This window comes from Aquimarina sp. RZ0, from assembly GCF_008370685.1.
Taxonomy (GTDB): Bacteria; Bacteroidota; Bacteroidia; order Flavobacteriales; family Flavobacteriaceae; genus Aquimarina.
This window is the reverse complement of sequence record NZ_VTZU01000057.1, coordinates 23,750-45,089: the sequence shown is the minus strand read 5'-3', so window position 1 is coordinate 45,089 and position 21,340 is coordinate 23,750. Positions and strand designations below refer to the sequence as shown.

Genomic DNA, 21,340 nt, shown 5'->3' with positions numbered 1-21,340 from the left:
CTTTGATAGCCTCCAAAGCAACCTTTGCCTTGAATGCAGAACTAAATTTTCTTCTCGATTTTTTCATATGTACAGCATTAAATTTACAATTTAAGTAGCTGTCTTAAAAATGGGGAGTATTATAGTAGCCAGTAATAGATTTGCCTGTTATTTCGTCAATTTTATTAATTTCGATAGTATTCGATAAGGCTACATTAATACCATTTTGAAAAAGTGCTTCCTTTTCAAGAATAGAGAGTGATACACTTTCTGAGTTTCTTAAAGATGGAATTTCTGTGTTTTCTTCTTTGGTACAAGAGAATGTGGTAATTGCTATTGCTGCTGCGCAGATTAGTTGAGTTTTCATGTTTATATTGTTTTTTGTTTAATATCTGAGATAGTCAAAAAACGGGCTGATCCCAAAGTTGTTTTGCTACTTTTTTAAGGTTAAGAAAACTTTAAGGGCTTAGTGAATATAATAGTTGTTTACAAAGCAGTACTTTAAACGAGATTTGACTCTTTTGTTTGAAGAAAAAATTGGCATTTTTAACATTTACGTTGCTATATTAAGGAACTCATCTTACGTAGTGGTTTTCAACCGAAAAGTTTAGCTTTTGTACTATAATGAATTAGGTTTTTTTCAGCATAGCCATACGGTTAAAAAAACCAACAAAATTAGCGTGCAAAATGTAAATTTTGTAGATCAAAGTATTACTCAAAATGAGTTCAAGTACAAAAACCTATTCTATAACTGTTGTAAGCATTTTTTAAATGGTATGAATAAAAAAGGTTGCTACCTTATGAAATTAAGATAGCAACCTTTTTTTAAAAAGTCAGGCTTTTATTTAGTACCTGTAATATTCTGGTTTGAATGGTCCTTCTACTGCTACACCAATATATTCTGCCTGATCAGGTCTTAGGGTTTCTAATTCAACACCAAGTCGGGATAGATGTAATTTAGCTACTTTTTCATCAAGATGTTTAGGTAGCATGTATACTTCATTTTTATAGTTTTCAGAATTATTCCAAAGCTCAATCTGAGCCAATGTCTGATTTGTAAATGAATTACTCATTACAAAACTTGGGTGTCCGGTTGCACAACCAAGGTTTACCAAACGACCTTCTGCCAGAATGATAATATCTTTTCCATCAATGGTGTATTTATCCACCTGAGGTTTTATTTCATCTTTGGTATCGCCATAGTTGCCATTTAACCATGCCATATCAATTTCATTATCGAAATGACCTATATTGCATACGATAGCTTTGTCTTTTAGCGCTTTAAAATGTTTGCCTTGTACTATATCTTTATTTCCTGTTGTGGTAATTAAAATATCTGCATTTTCGATAACGGTTTCCAATTTTTTTACTTCAAAACCATCCATAGCCGCTTGTAATGCGCAGATTGGGTCAATTTCGGTAACTGTTACTATAGATCCAGCTCCTCTAAAAGAAGCGGCAGTCCCTTTTCCTACATCACCATATCCACAAACAATAACTCTTTTTCCGGCCAGCATTGTGTCTGTTGCTCTTCGGATTGCATCCACGGCGCTTTCACGGCATCCATATTTGTTATCAAATTTTGACTTGGTAACAGAGTCATTAACATTAATTGCAGGCATAGGTAAAGTACCATTCTTCATTCTCTCATATAATCGATGTACCCCCGTAGTGGTTTCTTCAGAAAGCCCTTTTATGTCGCCTACTAGTTCGGGAAACTTGTCTAATACCATATTTGTAAGATCTCCTCCATCATCAAGGATCATATTTAAGGGTTTGCGATCTTCTCCAAAAAATAAAGTTTGCTCAATACACCAATCAAATTCCTCTTCATTCATTCCTTTCCAGGCGTATACCGGTATTCCGGCATCAGCTATTGCGGCTGCCGCCTGATCCTGAGTAGAAAATATATTACAAGAACTCCAGGTGACCTCTGCTCCCAAAGCCTGTAGCGTTTCTATTAAAACGGCTGTTTGTATAGTCATATGAAGACAACCAGCGATACGAGCACCTTTGAGAGGTTGTTCTTCTTTGTATTCTTCGCGAAGAGACATAAGACCTGGCATTTCGGCTTCGGCCAATTCAATTTCTTTTCTCCCCCAGGCAGCTAGAGAAATATCTTTTACTTTGTAAGGAACATAAGGTACTGTTTTTGTACTCATAATATCTGATTTATATTTATATAGAATACTATATGATTAGTATTTCGCACTAAATTATTCTAAATTCGCTTATTGAAAATCAAGGTTTTTTTCTTCCTTAATTTCAGTTTGCAAAGGTACATAATAACTTTAATAATCTAAATGCCTCTTTACAAAACTATAACAATAGATGAAAGTACTAACTTGTTGATTTGGAAGATTGAAGAGTCATATGAGTTATTGTGTGAAGGAATTCAATTAACACCGGATTGTCAAAATCGGGTAGATAAAATGAAATCAGATATTCATAAAAGAGGTTTTATGAGTATTCGTCATTTACTAGCAATATCAGGATATACTGATTTTGATCTGTTTTATGATGATTTCGGGAAACCGTATCTAAAAGATGATAAACACATCTCAATTACACATTCATTTGAATTTTCAGGAATCATAATTAGTGATAAGCCTGTAGGGATTGATATCGAAAAGCAACGTGAAAAAATTCATAGGATTGCCCATAAATTCGTAAACTCAGAGAAAGATTTTGTAGATCAGGAAAAAGATAATAAAACAAGATTGCTAACGATCATTTGGGGAGCAAAAGAATCTTTGTATAAATTATATGCAAAAGCAGGTTTGAGTTTTGAACAGCATATTCATATTATGGCCTTTGATGTAGGGATGCCATTTACTGTCGGAAGTATCCATTATAAGGAGGATATAAGCCATTATGACATTACTTTTATTGAATTTGAAGGATTTACATGTGTCTATGCATTACCATATATAGTAGAATAGTAGCTACATGATTTTAATGTCGTGAAGTATTTAAAATTTCATATAGAAAAAGTTTAAGTTTTGTTTCATTTGACTTATCTTACCAATCCTTAAAAAAGAAAGTATCAAAATTCCCCTTTAAAAATAGAGAAATCATTTTCCAAAAAGATCTATAATAACATTGACTAAATAATAGAGTAACGAAGTGAATATTACAGATAAAGATATTAAGTTAATCAAGTCTAAAGGGCTAACGGTAAAAAAAGTATTATCTCAGATAGAGATATTTAAAAATGAAATTCCGTTTGTAGTATTAAGAAGTGCTGCCAGTCTTGATAATGGTATTCTAAAATTTACGGATCATTATCAAACAGAACTTACTAAGTTATATGAATCAAGATCATCAAGTCTGGAAACTGTAAAATTTGTTCCTGCTTCTGGTGCAGCTACCCGAATGTTTAAAGACTTGTTTCGGTTTTTGGATAATTATGAATATGAAAAAGAGAGTTTAAACTCGTATACAAATCATGAAAAAGCAAATGCTATTCGCCTTTTTCTAATAGGTTTAGAAAAGTTTCCTTTTTATGATATACCTTTGCCTTGAATGCAGAACTAAATTTTCTTCTCGATTTTTTCATATGTACAGCATTAAATTTACAATTTAAGTAGCTGTCTTAAAAATGGGGAGTATTATAGTAGCCAGTAATAGATTTGCCTGTTATTTCGTCAATTTTATTAATTTCGATAGTATTCGATAAGGCTACATTAATACCATTTTGAAAAAGTGCTTCCTTTTCAAGAATAGAGAGTGATACACTTTCTGAGTTTCTTAAAGATGGAATTTCTGTGTTTTCTTCTTTGGTACAAGAGAATGTGGTAATTGCTATTGCTGCTGCGCAGATTAGTTGAGTTTTCATGTTTATATTGTTTTTTGTTTAATATCTGAGATAGTCAAAAAACGGGCTGATCCCAAAGTTGTTTTGCTACTTTTTTAAGGTTAAGAAAACTTTAAGGGCTTAGTGAATATAATAGTTGTTTACAAAGCAGTACTTTAAACGAGATTTGACTCTTTTGTTTGAAGAAAAAATTGGCATTTTTAACATTTACGTTGCTATATTAAGGAACTCATCTTACGTAGTGGTTTTCAACCGAAAAGTTTAGCTTTTGTACTATAATGAATTAGGTTTTTTTCAGCATAGCCATACGGTTAAAAAAACCAACAAAATTAGCGTGCAAAATGTAAATTTTGTAGATCAAAGTATTACTCAAAATGAGTTCAAGTACAAAAACCTATTCTATAACTGTTGTAAGCATTTTTTAAATGGTATGAATAAAAAAGGTTGCTACCTTATGAAATTAAGATAGCAACCTTTTTTTAAAAAGTCAGGCTTTTATTTAGTACCTGTAATATTCTGGTTTGAATGGTCCTTCTACTGCTACACCAATATATTCTGCCTGATCAGGTCTTAGGGTTTCTAATTCAACACCAAGTCGGGATAGATGTAATTTAGCTACTTTTTCATCAAGATGTTTAGGTAGCATGTATACTTCATTTTTATAGTTTTCAGAATTATTCCAAAGCTCAATCTGAGCCAATGTCTGATTTGTAAATGAATTACTCATTACAAAACTTGGGTGTCCGGTTGCACAACCAAGGTTTACCAAACGACCTTCTGCCAGAATGATAATATCTTTTCCATCAATGGTGTATTTATCCACCTGAGGTTTTATTTCATCTTTGGTATCGCCATAGTTGCCATTTAACCATGCCATATCAATTTCATTATCGAAATGACCTATATTGCATACGATAGCTTTGTCTTTTAGCGCTTTAAAATGTTTGCCTTGTACTATATCTTTATTTCCTGTTGTGGTAATTAAAATATCTGCATTTTCGATAACGGTTTCCAATTTTTTTACTTCAAAACCATCCATAGCCGCTTGTAATGCGCAGATTGGGTCAATTTCGGTAACTGTTACTATAGATCCAGCTCCTCTAAAAGAAGCGGCAGTCCCTTTTCCTACATCACCATATCCACAAACAATAACTCTTTTTCCGGCCAGCATTGTGTCTGTTGCTCTTCGGATTGCATCCACGGCGCTTTCACGGCATCCATATTTGTTATCAAATTTTGACTTGGTAACAGAGTCATTAACATTAATTGCAGGCATAGGTAAAGTACCATTCTTCATTCTCTCATATAATCGATGTACCCCCGTAGTGGTTTCTTCAGAAAGCCCTTTTATGTCGCCTACTAGTTCGGGAAACTTGTCTAATACCATATTTGTAAGATCTCCTCCATCATCAAGGATCATATTTAAGGGTTTGCGATCTTCTCCAAAAAATAAAGTTTGCTCAATACACCAATCAAATTCCTCTTCATTCATTCCTTTCCAGGCGTATACCGGTATTCCGGCATCAGCTATTGCGGCTGCCGCCTGATCCTGAGTAGAAAATATATTACAAGAACTCCAGGTGACCTCTGCTCCCAAAGCCTGTAGCGTTTCTATTAAAACGGCTGTTTGTATAGTCATATGAAGACAACCAGCGATACGAGCACCTTTGAGAGGTTGTTCTTCTTTGTATTCTTCGCGAAGAGACATAAGACCTGGCATTTCGGCTTCGGCCAATTCAATTTCTTTTCTCCCCCAGGCAGCTAGAGAAATATCTTTTACTTTGTAAGGAACATAAGGTACTGTTTTTGTACTCATAATATCTGATTTATATTTATATAGAATACTATATGATTAGTATTTCGCACTAAATTATTCTAAATTCGCTTATTGAAAATCAAGGTTTTTTTCTTCCTTAATTTCAGTTTGCAAAGGTACATAATAACTTTAATAATCTAAATGCCTCTTTACAAAACTATAACAATAGATGAAAGTACTAACTTGTTGATTTGGAAGATTGAAGAGTCATATGAGTTATTGTGTGAAGGAATTCAATTAACACCGGATTGTCAAAATCGGGTAGATAAAATGAAATCAGATATTCATAAAAGAGGTTTTATGAGTATTCGTCATTTACTAGCAATATCAGGATATACTGATTTTGATCTGTTTTATGATGATTTCGGGAAACCGTATCTAAAAGATGATAAACACATCTCAATTACACATTCATTTGAATTTTCAGGAATCATAATTAGTGATAAGCCTGTAGGGATTGATATCGAAAAGCAACGTGAAAAAATTCATAGGATTGCCCATAAATTCGTAAACTCAGAGAAAGATTTTGTAGATCAGGAAAAAGATAATAAAACAAGATTGCTAACGATCATTTGGGGAGCAAAAGAATCTTTGTATAAATTATATGCAAAAGCAGGTTTGAGTTTTGAACAGCATATTCATATTATGGCCTTTGATGTAGGGATGCCATTTACTGTCGGAAGTATCCATTATAAGGAGGATATAAGCCATTATGACATTACTTTTATTGAATTTGAAGGATTTACATGTGTCTATGCATTACCATATATAGTAGAATAGTAGCTACATGATTTTAATGTCGTGAAGTATTTAAAATTTCATATAGAAAAAGTTTAAGTTTTGTTTCATTTGACTTATCTTACCAATCCTTAAAAAAGAAAGTATCAAAATTCCCCTTTAAAAATAGAGAAATCATTTTCCAAAAAGATCTATAATAACATTGACTAAATAATAGAGTAACGAAGTGAATATTACAGATAAAGATATTAAGTTAATCAAGTCTAAAGGGCTAACGGTAAAAAAAGTATTATCTCAGATAGAGATATTTAAAAATGAAATTCCGTTTGTAGTATTAAGAAGTGCTGCCAGTCTTGATAATGGTATTCTAAAATTTACGGATCATTATCAAACAGAACTTACTAAGTTATATGAATCAAGATCATCAAGTCTGGAAACTGTAAAATTTGTTCCTGCTTCTGGTGCAGCTACCCGAATGTTTAAAGACTTGTTTCGGTTTTTGGATAATTATGAATATGAAAAAGAGAGTTTAAACTCGTATACAAATCATGAAAAAGCAAATGCTATTCGCCTTTTTCTAATAGGTTTAGAAAAGTTTCCTTTTTATGATATTGTGATGGAAAAGGTGAAAAGTTCTTACCCTAATTTTGAGTCTCTATCAGAAGGGAGACAATTGTATATATTTGTCGAAATGATGCTAAAAGAAAAGGGATTGAATTTTGGAGCGTATCCAAAAGGATTATTACCTTTTCATAAATATGCGGATAGTATTTCTACTTCATTCGAAGAGCATTTATATGAAGCAGCTGGATATAATAAGAACGCAAATGGAGATTCTAAATTACATTTCACGATCTCCAAAGAACATCTGGATGCATTTGAGGATGAATTCGAAAGAATAAAGAAAAAAGTTGAAGAAAAAACGAACACTAATTTTTTGATTACATATTCTTTTCAGAAGCCTGAAACAGATACGATTGCTGTTACTCAGAACAATGAACCTTACAGGACAGAAGAGGGAGATCTATTGTTTAGACCAGGAGGTCACGGAGCTCTTATTGAGAATTTAAATGATCTGGATGCCAATATTATTTATATTAAAAATATTGATAATGTTGTCGTAAGAAAGTATCAGGATGAAGTATCAGGTTATAAAAAAATACTGGCAGGAAAATTAATTGAAATTCAGGATGAAGTGTTTAGGATATTAAATTCTATAGACAAGAAAACTCCTTCTGAAGCAGAGCTGAAAGATATTAAGAAGTTTTTGGTGCAGCAACTCAATGTCAGATTACCTTTGGATTTTGATAAATTTGCAGAAAAATATAAGATTCAATTTTTAAAAGAATCTTTGAATCGTCCAATTCGTATTTGTGGAATGGTAATTAATGAAGGAGAACCTGGAGGAGGTCCTTTTTGGATAAAAAAAGAAAACGGAAGAGTTGTTTTGCAGATTATAGAAACACCACAAATTAATAGTGATGATAAGATACAGCACGATATCTTAAATAGTGCAACACATTTTAATCCAGTAGATTTGGTTTGCGGTGTGAAAGATTATAAAGGGAATAAATTTAATCTGCAAAATTTTGTTGATCCTGATGCTGGTTTTATCACTGAAAAAACCATAAATGGAAATTCTGTAAAAGCTCTCGAGTTACCTGGTTTATGGAATGGAGCCATGGCAAATTGGATAAGTGTATTTGTAGAAGTTCCGTTAACTACTTTTAATCCGGTAAAAACAGTAAGTGATTTACTGAAATCAGCACATCAGGTAAAATTGTTTTCGTGAAAACTGAAAGTATTGTAAAAGAGTTAAAATTTAAAGCTATTCGTAGCTCAGGAGCTGGAGGTCAGCATGTAAATAAAGTGTCTTCTAAGATTGAACTTAGTTTTAACGTTACAAAATCAGAAGGAATAACAGAAGAAGAAAAATTAAAAATTAATAGCAAACTTTCTTCGAGAATTAATAAATCTGGAATTTTAATTTTACAATGTGGAGATACTAGAAGTCAGCACAAAAATAAGGAGCTTGTTATCAAAAGATTTTTAAAACTATTAAAAGGGAGTTTACATACTCCTAAAATTAGAAAGACTTCTAAACCGACCAAAGCGTCCATTAAAAAAAGATTGGATACTAAAAAAAGGCAAACATTAAAAAAATCTAATAGGAAAAAACCTTTATTTTGATTATTCGGACAATAAAGTGTGTAGAAATTCTACACATTTGTGTGTATTCTACAGTTTTCCACATTTTTGTTTATTTTGTTAATTAAATGTAAATATCTGTTTCATAGGTTTTTATGTTGAATTTCAGATGTTTTATTTTTTGGAACAATTATTCCTATATCTATAAATGTAAAACAAGTTTTTACAATTTATGAACCAATGAAAAATTCACACATGATTATTGCTATAGTAGTTAGTATTATTTCGGCACAGGGAGTATTGGCACAGGAGGATTTGGCTGAGAATGATGGATGGGATTTTATGGATTATGAGTATGAGCTGCAAGAGTATACAGAGATTGAAATTGTAGAATTACCAATATCGATTCAGGAAGCAGCCGCAAAAGATTATGAAAACTTACGTATTTATAGAGCTTATATTTCTAAGGATAATACTTATAAAATTGTATTAAAAAACAAAGATAACTACACAAAAGTTGTATTTGCAAGCGCTAATGGCGAATGGATTAAGCCAGACGACAAATCTTAAATCTAGGGGTAGAAAAGGATATCGTTTTGCAACCAAGAAACGATATAAAGTTGTTTAGTGCTAAAAAGAGACCCAATCCCAAGGGTCTCTTTTTTATTTTTTATGTTTCTTTGGATACATTTATTAGTTAAATGTTTTTTAATGATTAATTTTATCTAATAAGTTTAGAATTAAATGATATATGTATGTCTAAAATACTCATAGTTGAGGATGATGTGGCTTTTTGTACAATGCTCAAAACTTTTTTACAAAAAAAAGAGTACGATGTATCCACTGCGTTTTCAGGACATGAAGCTGTTTTACAAATTCAGGAAAGTACCTTCGATATTGTGCTTACGGATGTAAGATTACCTGATAGGGATGGTATTACATTACTGGATGATATTCAATCTAAAAATTCTGAAACCCAGGTTATTGTTATGACAGGGTATGCAGAAGTCAACATGGCTGTAAATGCTATAAAGCAAGGTGCTTTTGATTATGTTTCTAAACCATTTAATCCAGATACCATATTACAAACTATTGAGAAGGCATTAAAAATTGATACCAAACCTTCAGTAAAAAAGACCAAACCTCCTACTTCTGATAAGGTCCTTAATGATTCAAACCAATCCTTTGTTAAAGGAGTAAGTGATGCTTCTAAAAAGTTAAACGAATATGTTGCACTTGTGGCACCTACCCGCATGTCTGTTTTGGTTATTGGTGATAGCGGGACAGGTAAAGAGTATGTGGCGAGTAGTATACATAAAATAAGTAAAAGAGCAGACAAACCTTTTGTTGCTGTGGATTGCGGTGCCATTCCTAAGGAAATTGCCTCTAGTGAGTTTTTTGGTCATATCAAAGGATCATTTACTGGAGCAGTTAATGATAAAGTAGGACATTTTGAAGCGGCAAATGGAGGGACTTTATTTTTAGACGAAATAGGTAATCTTAGTTATGAATTACAAGTTCAGTTATTGAGGGCGTTACAAGAGCGAAAAATCAAGCCTGTTGGGAGTAATACCGAAATAGAAGTAGATATCAGAGTTATCGCAGCTACTAATGAAGATCTTAGCAATGCCGTTAAAGAAGGAGAATTTAGAGAAGATTTATATCATAGATTAAATGAATTTTCTATAAAAGTACCACCGCTAAAAGATAGAGTTGAAGATCTGATGTTATTTGCTAGTCATTTTCTTGAAGAATCAAATATAGAATTAGATAAACACGTGGTTGGATTTGCTGATGAAGTTTTAGAGACTTTTAAAAAATATGATTGGCCAGGAAACTTAAGGGAGCTAAAAAATATTGTAAAAAGATCCGTTCTTCTTTCTCAAAGCGATATGATTACTATGGAAGTTTTGCCCAATGACATAGCATATGCTTCGCATAATACAAAGCAGACATATGGGCTGTTTAAAAATCAAAATGAGCTGGAATTGATTTTAGATGCACTAGAAAAAGCAAATGGAAATAAAGCGAAAGCTGCCAGAATGTTATCTATTGATAGAAAGACGCTTTATAATAAATTGAAGCAGTACGATATTAGCCTTTAATTTTCGACTTTAAGTTGATTAATTAAATCCTGAATTTTAGAGATAGCTTTTTTTGTTAATTCCAAAACCTCGCTGGTAGTGACATTATATCTATCCTGATGTTCTAATTTTTCTAAAATAGGAACAATTTCTGTTGCTTTGATTTGTTTGAACATGGGTAACATTTTATGTGCCAACTTTTTGATTTGGTCATAATCATTGGTATCCACTGTGGTTTTTAGTTCTTCGATATTCTCAATGGTACTTTCATAAAATGTATCTAAAATAGCATAAAGCGATTCAGAATCTCCATGTGCAAAAAGCATAAGGTCATTTAATGAATAGGTGGAATTATCACTTTTATTAGGGAGATTACTATTATAATTTACATCTTCAGTATCAATTTTTAGTGTGCTGGCTATGAGATCTACCAAAGCATTGGGAGCATAGGGTTTGCGGAGACTTCCTGAAAATCCAGCTTCTTTATATTCTTTAGCAGATGTATCAGTTCTACCTGATAGTGCAATTATTGGGATATGATTAATACTGGGGTTGTCTTGAATATTCTTTAAAAGCTCAAAACCATCCATTTTGGGCATCTGTATATCTGTTAAAATAAGATCATACTCATTTTCGTATAAATAAGTAAGTGCTTCTATGCCATTTTTACTGATGTCATAGGTTAAACCAGCTAAAGAAGCAACTTCGCTGGTTAGATCTAACTGGCTAGGATCATCATCGACAATCAGTACTTTTTTGTTAGATAGATGTTTAATTTCTTTAGATTCACTTTCTTCTTCAAAAACTTGTGATTTAGCTAATTTGATAGGAATACAAAAGGTAAAATTACTACCCATGTCGTGTTTACTTTCCAAGGTTATGTTACCATTTAGAAGTTTAATTATTTTTTTAGTAATTGCAAGTCCTAAGCCAAATCCGCCGTATTTTTTTTCGGTAGTGTCATCTCCCTGAGAAAATTCCTCAAAAATATACTGTTGTTGTTCTTTTGTGATTCCGATTCCTGTATCTTTTACAGATATTGTAAGTTCTTTCTCTGCGAGACCGTTTTCTGTTATTTTACTCTCTATTGTTATAGATCCTTCATCCGTAAATTTATACGCATTATTTACAAGATTAGTAAGAATCTGTTTGATTCTGAAAGGGTCTCCCAGAAATTGTTTTTTTAAAATTTCTTGTGATATGATACGAATATTTAATTTTTTCTTGTCATCTACAGGGATTACACTTGAGACCGTATTTTCAATAAGTTTTTTAGGAGAAAAAGGCAATTCTTCAATAACCATCCTTCCTGCTTCCAGCTTAGATAAATCCAGTAAGTCATTTACTAAATGGAGGATGTAATCAGAGGATTTCTTTAGGTGACCTAAGTAGTGTTTTTGCTTATTGTTTAAGCCGGTTTTTTCGAGTAAATCAGAATATCCAATCACAGTGTTTAAAGGTGATCGTAAATCATGAGTAACAGTATTAATTAGAGATTCTCGGGTCTTTAATAGAGACTCTTTGTAAATTTTTTCAGCTTCTAATTCATTACGATATTTTTGGCTTTTTGATACGTCACGAGTGATTAAAAACAAAAAGATGATTGCAATTATCAAACTAATAGCAGTAACTATACTGATAAAGTTAAACGTTTTATCTAAAATGGCATTTGATTTATCAACTTTTAGAAAATATTTTTTTCTTTCATTATCTTCTATTGATGCCATCAAATCACGTAATTGTCTGGTGATGATTTGATCATTTTTTAATAATTTGTTTTCTCTGCTTTTTATTTGTCTTTCATATCGTCGTTCTTTTTCTTCGGCATCAGAAAGTGCCTGGTAAATAGATCTGGCAATAGAATCTATGGTTTGATTTGTTAATCGCTCTTCATTGTCCTTTCTGGTATATTCTAACCAGGCAATAATGGCTTTTTTCTTTTGCGGATTGTATTTTCTGAATCGCTTATCATAATTAGTATAATTACCAAAATTTTCATTCTTTTTTAATTGATCCATTACATTTTCCTGCAACCCTTTTTCTTTGCTTTGCTCATAAATAGCAATAAGTTTCTCAAAGTTTTCATTTTTACTATCAATTAAAACTTTAATACTATCGATTTTTTTTTCTTGTAACGAGTCAAGAGACATTTTACTGACCCGATCGATAGTTTTTATAATAGAATCAATTTTTGACTTATAATTTTTAAATTTTTCCGTATTAGAGGTCTGTATAATATTTCTTGTTAAACTTTCTGCTTCATATAATCCAGTTATGGCTTCACCAACCAGAAAAAGTTTTTCATTATTATCACTTTTTACTTTTGCTATTTCTGTGTAGTTATTTAATTGAGAGTAAATAACCCAGAAAGCAATTAATACCAGTACAATAGCGAGTGTGTATCCAGCAAATATTTTAAAAGTTATAGAGCCTTTTGTCTTTTTCATCAAAATAAAAAAAATCTTATTTATCTTTTAAAGATAACTATAAATTTAAAGATGAATTGTTTTGTTACTGTTTTTCCTCTTTCTATTCCCCAAAACATATTTATATCAATGGATTGATAATGAGCATTTATATTTTTGATATATTTGCAAATCAAACTTTAGGGGTGTCTTTAAGTGTAATTGAAGTCTGAGAAATACCCTTTGAACCTGATGCGGCTCATACCGACGAAGGGAAAAGTTAAAGAGATGACGCCTGTAGACATTTCTTTTGTTTTTTTGGTAAAACCTTCATCTTCTAAAGTTTATGGATTGTTAAACAAAGCATTGTATGACCGTAAACGTCAATAATCAAACAAAATCTATTGTAGATAATAGCACCTTAAAAGCATTATTGGAGCAACTAAATCTATCAGCAGACGGAATTGCTATTGCTATAAATAACGAAATTATTGTTAAAGGAAAATGGGGTCAGACCCAGATTCATAACAATGATCATATTACTATAATACAGGCAACTCAAGGAGGGTAGATCTTAGAGTTCCCGTGATAAAAATTTAATGTATAGAACTAAAAGCTCAAAATACACAATTATGAAGAAAAAAGATACAGCACCACAAGAAGGAAAAATTACAACAACGCCTTTTCCTAGTTCTAATAAAATTTACGTAAAAGGAAATATACATCCACAAATAAGTGTGGCAATGCGTGAGATTGAGTTGAGTGATACAGTTGATTCTATGACACGTAAAAAGACATCGAATGAATCTGTTATTGTGTATGATACCAGTGGTCCTTACACAGATCCTAATAAGAAGATTAATGTACAGGAAGGAATAGAGCGTATTCGTGAGCAATGGGTTCTGGATCGTGGTGATGTGGAAGAATTGGATGGTTTTACATCAGAATATTGTAATGAACGATTAAATGATGCAAGCTTAGATCACTTAAGATTTGGTCATTTACGTAACCCAAAAAGAGCAAAAGCAGGAAAGAATGTTTCACAAATGTATTATGCTAAACAAGGCATCATTACTCCAGAAATGGAATATGTGGCTATTCGGGAAAATCAAAAAATAGAGGAAGCAACTCGCATTGCAGCGCAACATCCAGGACAAGATTTTGGGGCAAGTATACCCCAAAAGATTACTGCAGAATTTGTAAGAGAAGAAGTGGCAAGAGGAAGAGCTGTAATTCCCTCTAATATAAATCATCCAGAAGCAGAACCTATGATTCTGGGGCGTAATTTCTTAGTAAAAATTAATGCAAATATAGGTAATTCTGCAACCACATCTTCTATAGAAGAAGAAGTAGAGAAAGCAGTATGGGCGTGTCGTTGGGGAGCAGATAATATTATGGATCTCTCTACAGGGCAGAATATTCATGAGACCCGAGAGTGGATTGTACGTAATTCTCCAGTACCAATTGGTACCGTACCAATTTATCAGGCATTAGAAAAAGTAAATGGTAAAGCAGAAGATCTTACCTGGGAGATATTTAGAGATACACTTATTGAGCAGGCAGAACAAGGAGTAGACTATTTCACGATTCATGCCGGGGTACGTTTAGCGTATGTGCCAATGACGGCAAAAAGAGTTACAGGAATTGTTTCTCGTGGAGGATCTATTATGGCAAAATGGTGTTTAGCACATCATAAAGAAAGTTTTTTATATACGCATTTTGAAGATATTTGTGAGATCATGAAATCCTACGATGTAGCATTTTCATTAGGAGATGGATTGCGCCCTGGTTCTATTGCTGATGCTAATGATGAAGCACAATTTGCAGAATTAGAAACATTAGGCGAGCTTACAAAAATTGCATGGAAACACGATGTACAAACCTTTATAGAAGGCCCCGGGCATGTACCTATGCATATGATTAAGCAAAATATGGACAAGCAATTAGAAGTTTGTGGTGAAGCACCTTTCTATACATTAGGTCCTTTGACAACGGATATTGCTCCTGGGTATGATCATATTACTTCAGGGATTGGGGCGGCTATGATTGGTTGGTATGGTACTGCAATGTTATGTTACGTAACGCCAAAAGAACATTTAGGACTGCCTAACAAAGAAGATGTACGTGTTGGAGTTATTACATATAAACTCGCTGCACATGCTGCAGATCTTGCAAAAGGGCATCCCGGAGCGCAACACAGAGATGATGCACTGAGTAAGGCACGTTTTGAGTTTCGTTGGGAAGATCAGTTTAATCTGGCATTGGATCCGGAAAGAGCAAGAGAATATCACGATGAAACGCTACCAGCAGATGGAGCAAAAGTTGCACATTTCTGTAGTATGTGTGGACCAAAATTCTGTTCCATGAAGATTTCTCAGGAAGTAAGAGACTATGCTGCTCAGAAAGAAATTGATGATCAGAAAGCCTTAGAAGAAGGTATGCAGGAAAAAGCAAAGGAATTTAAAGAAAAAGGAAGCGAAGTATATTTGTAAATAGCAGTTTTGAGGTATCTGGTTTTACTAAAACCAGATACCAATACTCACTTCCTGATATTCGATACTCAAAAATATGATCATAGTACTTACTTCAGAAAAACCATTGGATAATGAAGCAATACAAATCAATGCTTTGTTTGATGCAGGATTAGAAATATTACATCTACGTAAACCTACATATACCATTGATGGATATCGTGCATTATTGGATCAGATTCATGTAAAATATCATAGTCGTATTATGACACATCAATTTCCTGAATTAACTACAGAATATCAATTGCGCGGGATTCATCTTCAGGAGCAGGCACGATTAGATCTGGAAGATGCTCTGGACGTAACCATGCAAATATATAGCAATAAAGGATTTTCTGTAAGTAGTTCTTTTCATTCTAAAGAAGATATTAAAGCGTGTACTACTGATTTTGAATATGTATTGCTAAGTCCTGTTTTTGGATCTATTTCTAAAAAAGGATATGAAGGAAAAGGGTTCAATGTTCAAGACCTTGATGCTACAATCATAGGAATGGGAGGAATTAATGAAAGTACGTTGGCAGAAACCTATGCATTAGGGTTCAAAGGAGTAGGCATTCTTGGAGGTGTCTGGAATACCGAAAATCCAATACAGAGTTTTATAAAAATAAAGGAAGTGAATGATCAGATGATAGAAAATAGCAATTGATTTAGATATGAAAAATTCTCGGTTAAAAATATATATATACAACAATACTACTCCTACTATTCGTTCCAGAGGGAATACTATTGATATTATTGATCGTAATTTTTCTGAGGATTATAATTCTGTAAAAGTGAATGTAAAAGGGAGTAGTAGAAATCGATACATCATTCATTTTCATGGGTTGCAATCTGGAGAAATATCTAGTACTTGTACCTGCCCTTTTGATTGGGGTACAGTTTGTAAACATCAAGTGGCTGTAGCTAATGAGATTGATGAGTACGTGGATATTAAGAATGTAAAAAAAACGGTTAAAAAAATCGAAGAAGTAAAATATTCAGGAAGCGATGCAATCAGAGTTCCTTTTTCTGCTCAGAAAGATTGCACCTTGGATTGGATAAAGTTACATACTACAGAGCGAGTTATTAATCAAGCATATGTGAGTTATGAGTATAAAATCAAAAATGAGAAATTAGAAGTAGACTTTTTTGAATTTTTGGTTACAAATACCCGTAGAAACTTTAGGAATAGCATACTGATTCATAAAAAGGAAGGAACACTTTCGCTACAATGTGATTGCAATGCAACGAATCAATACCTATGTATGCATCAGGTATTAGTATTAAATCACATATTTGATCACATGCCACAAGCTTTTTTATCAGAACAAGAGACAAGAGAGATTAAATCGAGAGAATTAAGAGAGTATGGTTTTTCTATAGAGGATGAAATTTATAAAGAATATTTTAATTTTGAATATTATAATAAAAAACTAGTTGCCGTCCCGATCCATCAGGGAACTCTAAAATTGAATCAGTACCAACAAGGTCTTGATGGTATTGTTGAAGATTTAATAACAGGGGAGATTGCAAAAAATGATGAAATCCCCTCAGGACTAGTAGCAGATCAAAATCAGAAGGAAAAAGGTATTGCAATAGGGTTTCATTTTAATAAGAATAGTGAACGAATGCCTTTGTTTATAATTCCTATGGAAGGGAATCTAAAAAAAGACAGATCAGAGCTGACTACAAAAATTACAGAAATAACCCCGGAAACACTAATATTTAATAAGGATCGATACGCTGGTGAAACATATGACCTGCTACAAGAATTGCTTCAAGAATCGTATGAGGCAGTCTCTAGCAGAATAGGAATATCAGATCTAGATACTGCAAAGCATAGTATTGCTAGATTAAGAAGAATTATACCGGATTTTAAAGATGCTATTTTATATGAGCTGAAGTATTACAGTAAGTCACGAGATAGAAAAATTTCTAAACATCACCTTAACCATATCAAAAGAATGGAAGTAGAGAGTGCTTCATTGTCTTTTAAGGTAAAAGAAGAGAAATTGCATTACATTTTTAAAAGTTATATAACCATAGCAGAGGTTACTTATGATTTAGCAAAAGTCAAAATGGAATATAAATTTCCTTTTGTGATTAAAGATGGGGTGTACTACCTAAACGAATCTATAGGATCTTCCAGAAGTATTAAAACATTTAAGGATAATCCCGAACTCAGAATTCCTAAAACAGAGTTCGAATCCTATTATAATCGTTTTATACAACCGTTATCCACAAAATTTCCTGTAGAAATTAACCACCTCAACAAAGAAATGAAAACGATTCCTGCAAAAAAACTAAGAAAACAATTGTTTTTATCAGAAATTAATGGGTTTATTTTATTAAAACCTATGGTAGATTATGAAGGGACATTGGTAGAAATACTTAACGATTCCTACGTAGATGAGCTATCTGATGGAAAAATAATTAGATTAAAAAGAAATGAAGAATACGAAACAGAATTTCGGGAGACTTTAAAAGGGTTGCATCCTGGATTCTTGCTACAGAGGCAGTCATTTTTTCATCTCTCACCCAAAGAATTTATAAAAGATGGATGGTTTTTGGACGCTTTTGATATGCTGAAAAAAGAAGATGTTCAAATATTCGGGTACGAGAAACTCTCTGACATGAAATATAGCCATCATAAGCCCTCTTTTTCTATCCAAATAAAATCAGATATTGATTGGTTTGATGCGCATATAAAAGTGGCTTTTGGTGATACAGAAGTTTCTTTAAAAGAAATACAAAAATCAGTAATAAATAAAAGTAAGTATGTAGAGCTTAGTGATGGTAGTATAGGAATTTTGCCAGAAGAATGGATCCAGAAATATAGTCATTTATTTAGAGTTGGGGAGGTCAAAAAGGATGGGATAAGGCTATCTAAATATCAATTGTCGGTGATTGATAGCTTATATGATGAATTGAATGAAGATATTCCGATTTTACAGAAACATAGAGAAATTAAAAAACAACTGTCTTCTTTTCAGGAAATTTCAAAAGTAGCAAAACCAAAAGGAATAAAAACAACGCTGAGAGATTATCAGAAAGAAGGACTTAATTGGCTAAACTTTCTGGACGAATATAATTTTGGCGGATGTCTGGCGGATGATATGGGCTTAGGTAAAACCTTACAGGTAATTACTTTTTTTAAACACTTAAAAGAGAAGAAAAAACCAAAAAATGCTCACTTGGTTGTAGTACCAACCTCTTTGATTTTTAACTGGCAGGAGGAAGTCAGAAAATTCTGCCCTTCCTTAAAAGTTTTTGTGTTAACTGGAGGGGATAGAAAAAAAGACATTGCGGCTTTCAAAAATACAGATATTGTACTTACTACCTATGGTATTGTAATGAGAGATATTGAGTATCTGAAAAAATATACCTTTAATTATATAGTTTTAGATGAATCGCAAGCAATTAAAAACCCAACTTCCCAGCGATTTAAGGCAATAAAACTATTGAAATCAGATAATAAATTAGTGCTTACAGGTACACCAATAGAGAATAATACATTTGATCTGTATGCACAAATGACCTTTGCAAACCCAGGGCTTTTAGGAAATATGTCACATTTTAAAAAAATGTTTTCAATCCCAATAGACAAAAACAAAGATAAAAATATCGCACAGGAACTAAAGCAATTGATTGATCCTTTTTTACTCAGGCGTACCAAGGAACAAGTGGCTACAGAATTGCCAGAAAAAACAGAACAGGTGTTGTATTGTACAATGGAAGAATCTCAGCAAAAATTATATGATGCCTATAGAAATAAATATCGAAACTTTGTACTGAACAAAATTGATGAAGGAGGAGTAGGTAAGTCAAAAATGTATGTACTGGAAGGGTTGACCAAGCTACGACAAATTTGTGATGCCCCACAATTATTGAACGGTGATGAAGAATACACCGCAGATGCTATTAAGATTAAAGAATTATTACGCCATGTTACCGAAAAAACAGGAGCGCATAAAGTATTGATATTCTCCCAGTTTGTAAAAATGCTTGATTTAATAAAAACTGCATTGCGCACAGAAGGAATCCAATATGAATATTTGGACGGGAAAACAAAGAATAGACAAGAAAAAGTAGAGAATTTTCAGAATAATGATCAAATCAGAGTGTTTTTGATTAGTCTCAAAGCTGGTGGAACTGGGCTAAATCTTACGGCAGCAGATTATGTATACCTTGTAGATCCCTGGTGGAATCCTGCGGTAGAGGCACAAGCAATTGATAGATGTTATAGAATCGGTCAGACAAAAAATGTAATGGCGTATAAAATGATATGCAAAGGAACAATCGAAGAAAAAATTATAACACATCAACAAAATAAAAAACAACTCTCTAATGATATCATTCAGACAGATGAGAGTTTTGTGAAATCCTTATCCAAAGAAAGTATTGCAGAATTATTTAGCTAATGAAAAATCATCCATATATACTAACAATTGCAGGTTTTGATCCGTCAGGAGGAGCTGGATTAGTTGCTGATATTAAAACTTTTGAAGCTTTAAAGTGTTATGGTTTGTCAGTTTGTACTGCTAATACAATTCAGAATGATACAGAATTTGTAGCTTGTTATTGGATAGATATCGAAATTATAAAAAATCAAATTTCAGTACTTTTTAAAAAGTTTGAAATTGAATATATAAAAATTGGCATTGTACAAAATTGGAAACTATTAAATCAGATCATTGATTTTTTACTGGATAAAAATAATAAAGTAAAGATTATTTTGGATCCTGTATTAAGGTCGAGCTCAGCCTATGAGTTTCATCAAGCATCACAAGATAAAAAAGTGCAAAATCCGAAATCCGAAACTTTTTTAGAGCAGGTTTTAGATAAAATATACTTAATAACACCCAATTATCCGGAAATAGAAAAGCTATATCCTGATATGAGTATCGATGAAACCATTGCTTATATAAGTACTAAAACAAATCTATTTCTAAAAGGAGGACATCGAAAGGAAAATATAGGAAAAGATGAGTTATTTACAATCAAAGGAAAACGATTTGTGCTAAACCCCAAGAGGAAGAATATATCCGAAAAACATGGCAGCGGTTGTATACTTTCTTCAGCCATAACAGCACAATTGGCTTTGGGCTTTCCTTTATTAAAATCATGTTTTAGAGGCAAACGGTATACAGAAAAAGTATTGAGTTCTAATACCGCTCTATTAGGATATCACAGGGTATAAAATAAGAAGAATGACAAAAGAAAATTTACAATATATCTCTCAAGGGAACTCTCCACAAGAACATTTGCAACATATAGGTGAAGTATGTGAGGCTGGAGGGAGATGGATACAATTACGTCTCAAAGATGTAGATATGGCTACAAGTTTGAATACGGCTATAAAATGTAGAGAAATTTGTGATCAATACGGTGCTATTATGGTTATTAATGATAATGTCGGTATTGCAAAAGCTTCACAGGCAGATGGAGTTCACTTGGGGCTAAATGATATGAATCCAAAAGAAGCCAGAGAAATTCTGGGAGATAATTTTATTATTGGTGGTACAGCAAATACCTTAGACGATTGTATAAGTCATATAAAGGATGGAGTAGATTATATAGGGCTAGGTCCTTTTAGATACACCACAACAAAAGAAAAACTAAGCCCTTTATTAGGTGCTGAAGGATATCGACAGATAACTACAGCGCTAAAAAATGCTAAGTCAGAAGTACCCATAGTGGCAATTGGTGGGATTAGATTAGAGGATATATCTGATATTTTTGAAGCAGGAGCTAATAGCATTGCTGTTTCTGGAATGTTAACAGATCAGATAGATTTAGAAGAAAGAATAGCATATATAAAAAAACAAATAGCTTAGTGCTAT

The 21,340-nt window shown here is 32.7% G+C and carries 18 protein-coding genes and 1 riboswitch; of the genes, 13 read left to right on the top strand and 5 right to left on the bottom strand.

What is annotated here, in order from left to right; translation table 11 throughout:
• Positions 1 to 103: 103 nt before the first annotated feature.
• Both F0000_RS19660 and ahcY (F0000_RS19655) read right to left on the bottom strand, forming a co-directional pair.
• On the bottom strand, positions 104 to 346 hold the full coding sequence (locus F0000_RS19660; protein WP_149626432.1) for a hypothetical protein: 243 nt from the start codon (positions 344 to 346) through the stop codon (positions 104 to 106).
• Positions 347 to 824: 478 nt separating this feature from the next.
• Positions 825 to 2,141, bottom strand: a complete 1,317-nt coding sequence (gene ahcY, locus F0000_RS19655; protein ID WP_149626431.1) for an adenosylhomocysteinase — start codon at positions 2,139 to 2,141, stop codon at positions 825 to 827.
• Between the two features lie 141 nt (positions 2,142 to 2,282).
• Here ahcY (F0000_RS19655) and F0000_RS19650 point away from each other — a divergent pair, with 141 nt between their 5' ends.
• Positions 2,283 to 2,921, top strand: a complete 639-nt coding sequence (locus tag F0000_RS19650; RefSeq protein ID WP_149626430.1) for a 4'-phosphopantetheinyl transferase superfamily protein — start codon at positions 2,283 to 2,285, stop codon at positions 2,919 to 2,921.
• Between the two features lie 184 nt (positions 2,922 to 3,105).
• Entirely contained in the window at positions 3,106 to 3,504 is a 399-nt protein-coding gene (locus F0000_RS19645; protein WP_149626433.1) for a DUF4301 family protein, read from the top strand.
• Between the two features lie 70 nt (positions 3,505 to 3,574).
• Here the strand turns inward: F0000_RS19645 and F0000_RS19640 are convergent, their stop codons facing one another.
• Together F0000_RS19640 and ahcY (F0000_RS19635) are read right to left on the bottom strand one after the other, a co-directional pair.
• Positions 3,575 to 3,817, bottom strand: coding sequence for a hypothetical protein (locus tag F0000_RS19640; protein WP_149626432.1), 243 nt, complete (start codon positions 3,815 to 3,817; stop codon positions 3,575 to 3,577).
• A gap of 478 nt (positions 3,818 to 4,295) precedes the next feature.
• Positions 4,296 to 5,612: an adenosylhomocysteinase gene (gene ahcY / locus F0000_RS19635; protein ID WP_149626431.1), complete on the bottom strand. Its 1,317-nt coding sequence runs from the start codon at positions 5,610 to 5,612 to the stop codon at positions 4,296 to 4,298.
• A gap of 141 nt (positions 5,613 to 5,753) precedes the next feature.
• Between ahcY (F0000_RS19635) and F0000_RS19630 the strand changes: the two genes are divergently transcribed.
• From F0000_RS19630 to F0000_RS19610, 5 genes are all read left to right on the top strand, one after another.
• A complete protein-coding gene (locus F0000_RS19630; protein ID WP_149626430.1) occupies positions 5,754 to 6,392 on the top strand; it encodes a 4'-phosphopantetheinyl transferase superfamily protein in 639 nt (212 codons plus the stop codon).
• A 184-nt stretch (positions 6,393 to 6,576) separates the two neighbouring features.
• Positions 6,577 to 8,142 carry a DUF4301 family protein gene (locus F0000_RS19625; protein ID WP_149626429.1) on the top strand — a complete coding sequence of 522 codons (1,566 nt, stop codon included), beginning with the start codon at positions 6,577 to 6,579 and terminating at the stop codon, positions 8,140 to 8,142.
• The gene (gene arfB, locus F0000_RS19620) at positions 8,139 to 8,540 is read left to right on the top strand and encodes an alternative ribosome rescue aminoacyl-tRNA hydrolase ArfB (protein WP_149626428.1); all 402 of its coding nucleotides are present in this window, start codon (positions 8,139 to 8,141) and stop codon (positions 8,538 to 8,540) included. The genes F0000_RS19625 and arfB overlap by 4 nt, the downstream gene beginning before the upstream one ends.
• A gap of 198 nt (positions 8,541 to 8,738) precedes the next feature.
• Positions 8,739 to 9,068, top strand: coding sequence for a hypothetical protein (locus F0000_RS19615; protein ID WP_149626427.1), 330 nt, complete (start codon positions 8,739 to 8,741; stop codon positions 9,066 to 9,068).
• Positions 9,069 to 9,253: 185 nt separating this feature from the next.
• Complete coding sequence (locus F0000_RS19610) at positions 9,254 to 10,603, top strand: sigma-54 dependent transcriptional regulator (protein ID WP_149626426.1); 1,350 nt, start codon at positions 9,254 to 9,256, stop codon at positions 10,601 to 10,603.
• On the opposite strand, the gene F0000_RS19605 is transcribed toward F0000_RS19610, so the two are convergent.
• Positions 10,600 to 13,029: an ATP-binding protein gene (locus F0000_RS19605; protein WP_149626425.1), complete on the bottom strand. Its 2,430-nt coding sequence runs from the start codon at positions 13,027 to 13,029 to the stop codon at positions 10,600 to 10,602. The genes F0000_RS19610 and F0000_RS19605 overlap by 4 nt on opposite strands.
• Positions 13,030 to 13,179: 150 nt before the next feature.
• Positions 13,180 to 13,280: riboswitch (TPP riboswitch) on the top strand.
• A gap of 77 nt (positions 13,281 to 13,357) precedes the next feature.
• On the opposite strand from F0000_RS19605, the gene thiS reads away from it, so the two are divergent.
• From thiS to F0000_RS19575, 6 genes are all read left to right on the top strand, one after another.
• Complete coding sequence (thiS, locus tag F0000_RS19600; RefSeq protein WP_149626424.1) at positions 13,358 to 13,558, top strand: sulfur carrier protein ThiS; 201 nt, start codon at positions 13,358 to 13,360, stop codon at positions 13,556 to 13,558.
• A gap of 61 nt (positions 13,559 to 13,619) precedes the next feature.
• Positions 13,620 to 15,479, top strand: coding sequence for a phosphomethylpyrimidine synthase ThiC (thiC, locus tag F0000_RS19595; protein WP_149626423.1), 1,860 nt, complete (start codon positions 13,620 to 13,622; stop codon positions 15,477 to 15,479).
• A gap of 76 nt (positions 15,480 to 15,555) precedes the next feature.
• The gene (locus F0000_RS19590) at positions 15,556 to 16,164 is read left to right on the top strand and encodes a thiamine phosphate synthase (protein WP_149626422.1); all 609 of its coding nucleotides are present in this window, start codon (positions 15,556 to 15,558) and stop codon (positions 16,162 to 16,164) included.
• Positions 16,165 to 16,171: 7 nt separating this feature from the next.
• Complete coding sequence (locus F0000_RS19585) at positions 16,172 to 19,918, top strand: DEAD/DEAH box helicase (protein ID WP_149626421.1); 3,747 nt, start codon at positions 16,172 to 16,174, stop codon at positions 19,916 to 19,918.
• Positions 19,918 to 20,697 (top strand): hydroxymethylpyrimidine/phosphomethylpyrimidine kinase, encoded by a 780-nt coding sequence (locus F0000_RS19580; protein ID WP_149626420.1) that lies wholly within the window; start codon positions 19,918 to 19,920, stop codon positions 20,695 to 20,697. Before F0000_RS19585 ends, F0000_RS19580 begins: the two co-directional genes overlap by 1 nt.
• 10 nt (positions 20,698 to 20,707) lie before the next feature.
• Entirely contained in the window at positions 20,708 to 21,334 is a 627-nt protein-coding gene (locus tag F0000_RS19575; RefSeq protein ID WP_149626419.1) for a thiamine phosphate synthase, read from the top strand.
• Positions 21,335 to 21,340: the final 6 nt, after the last annotated feature.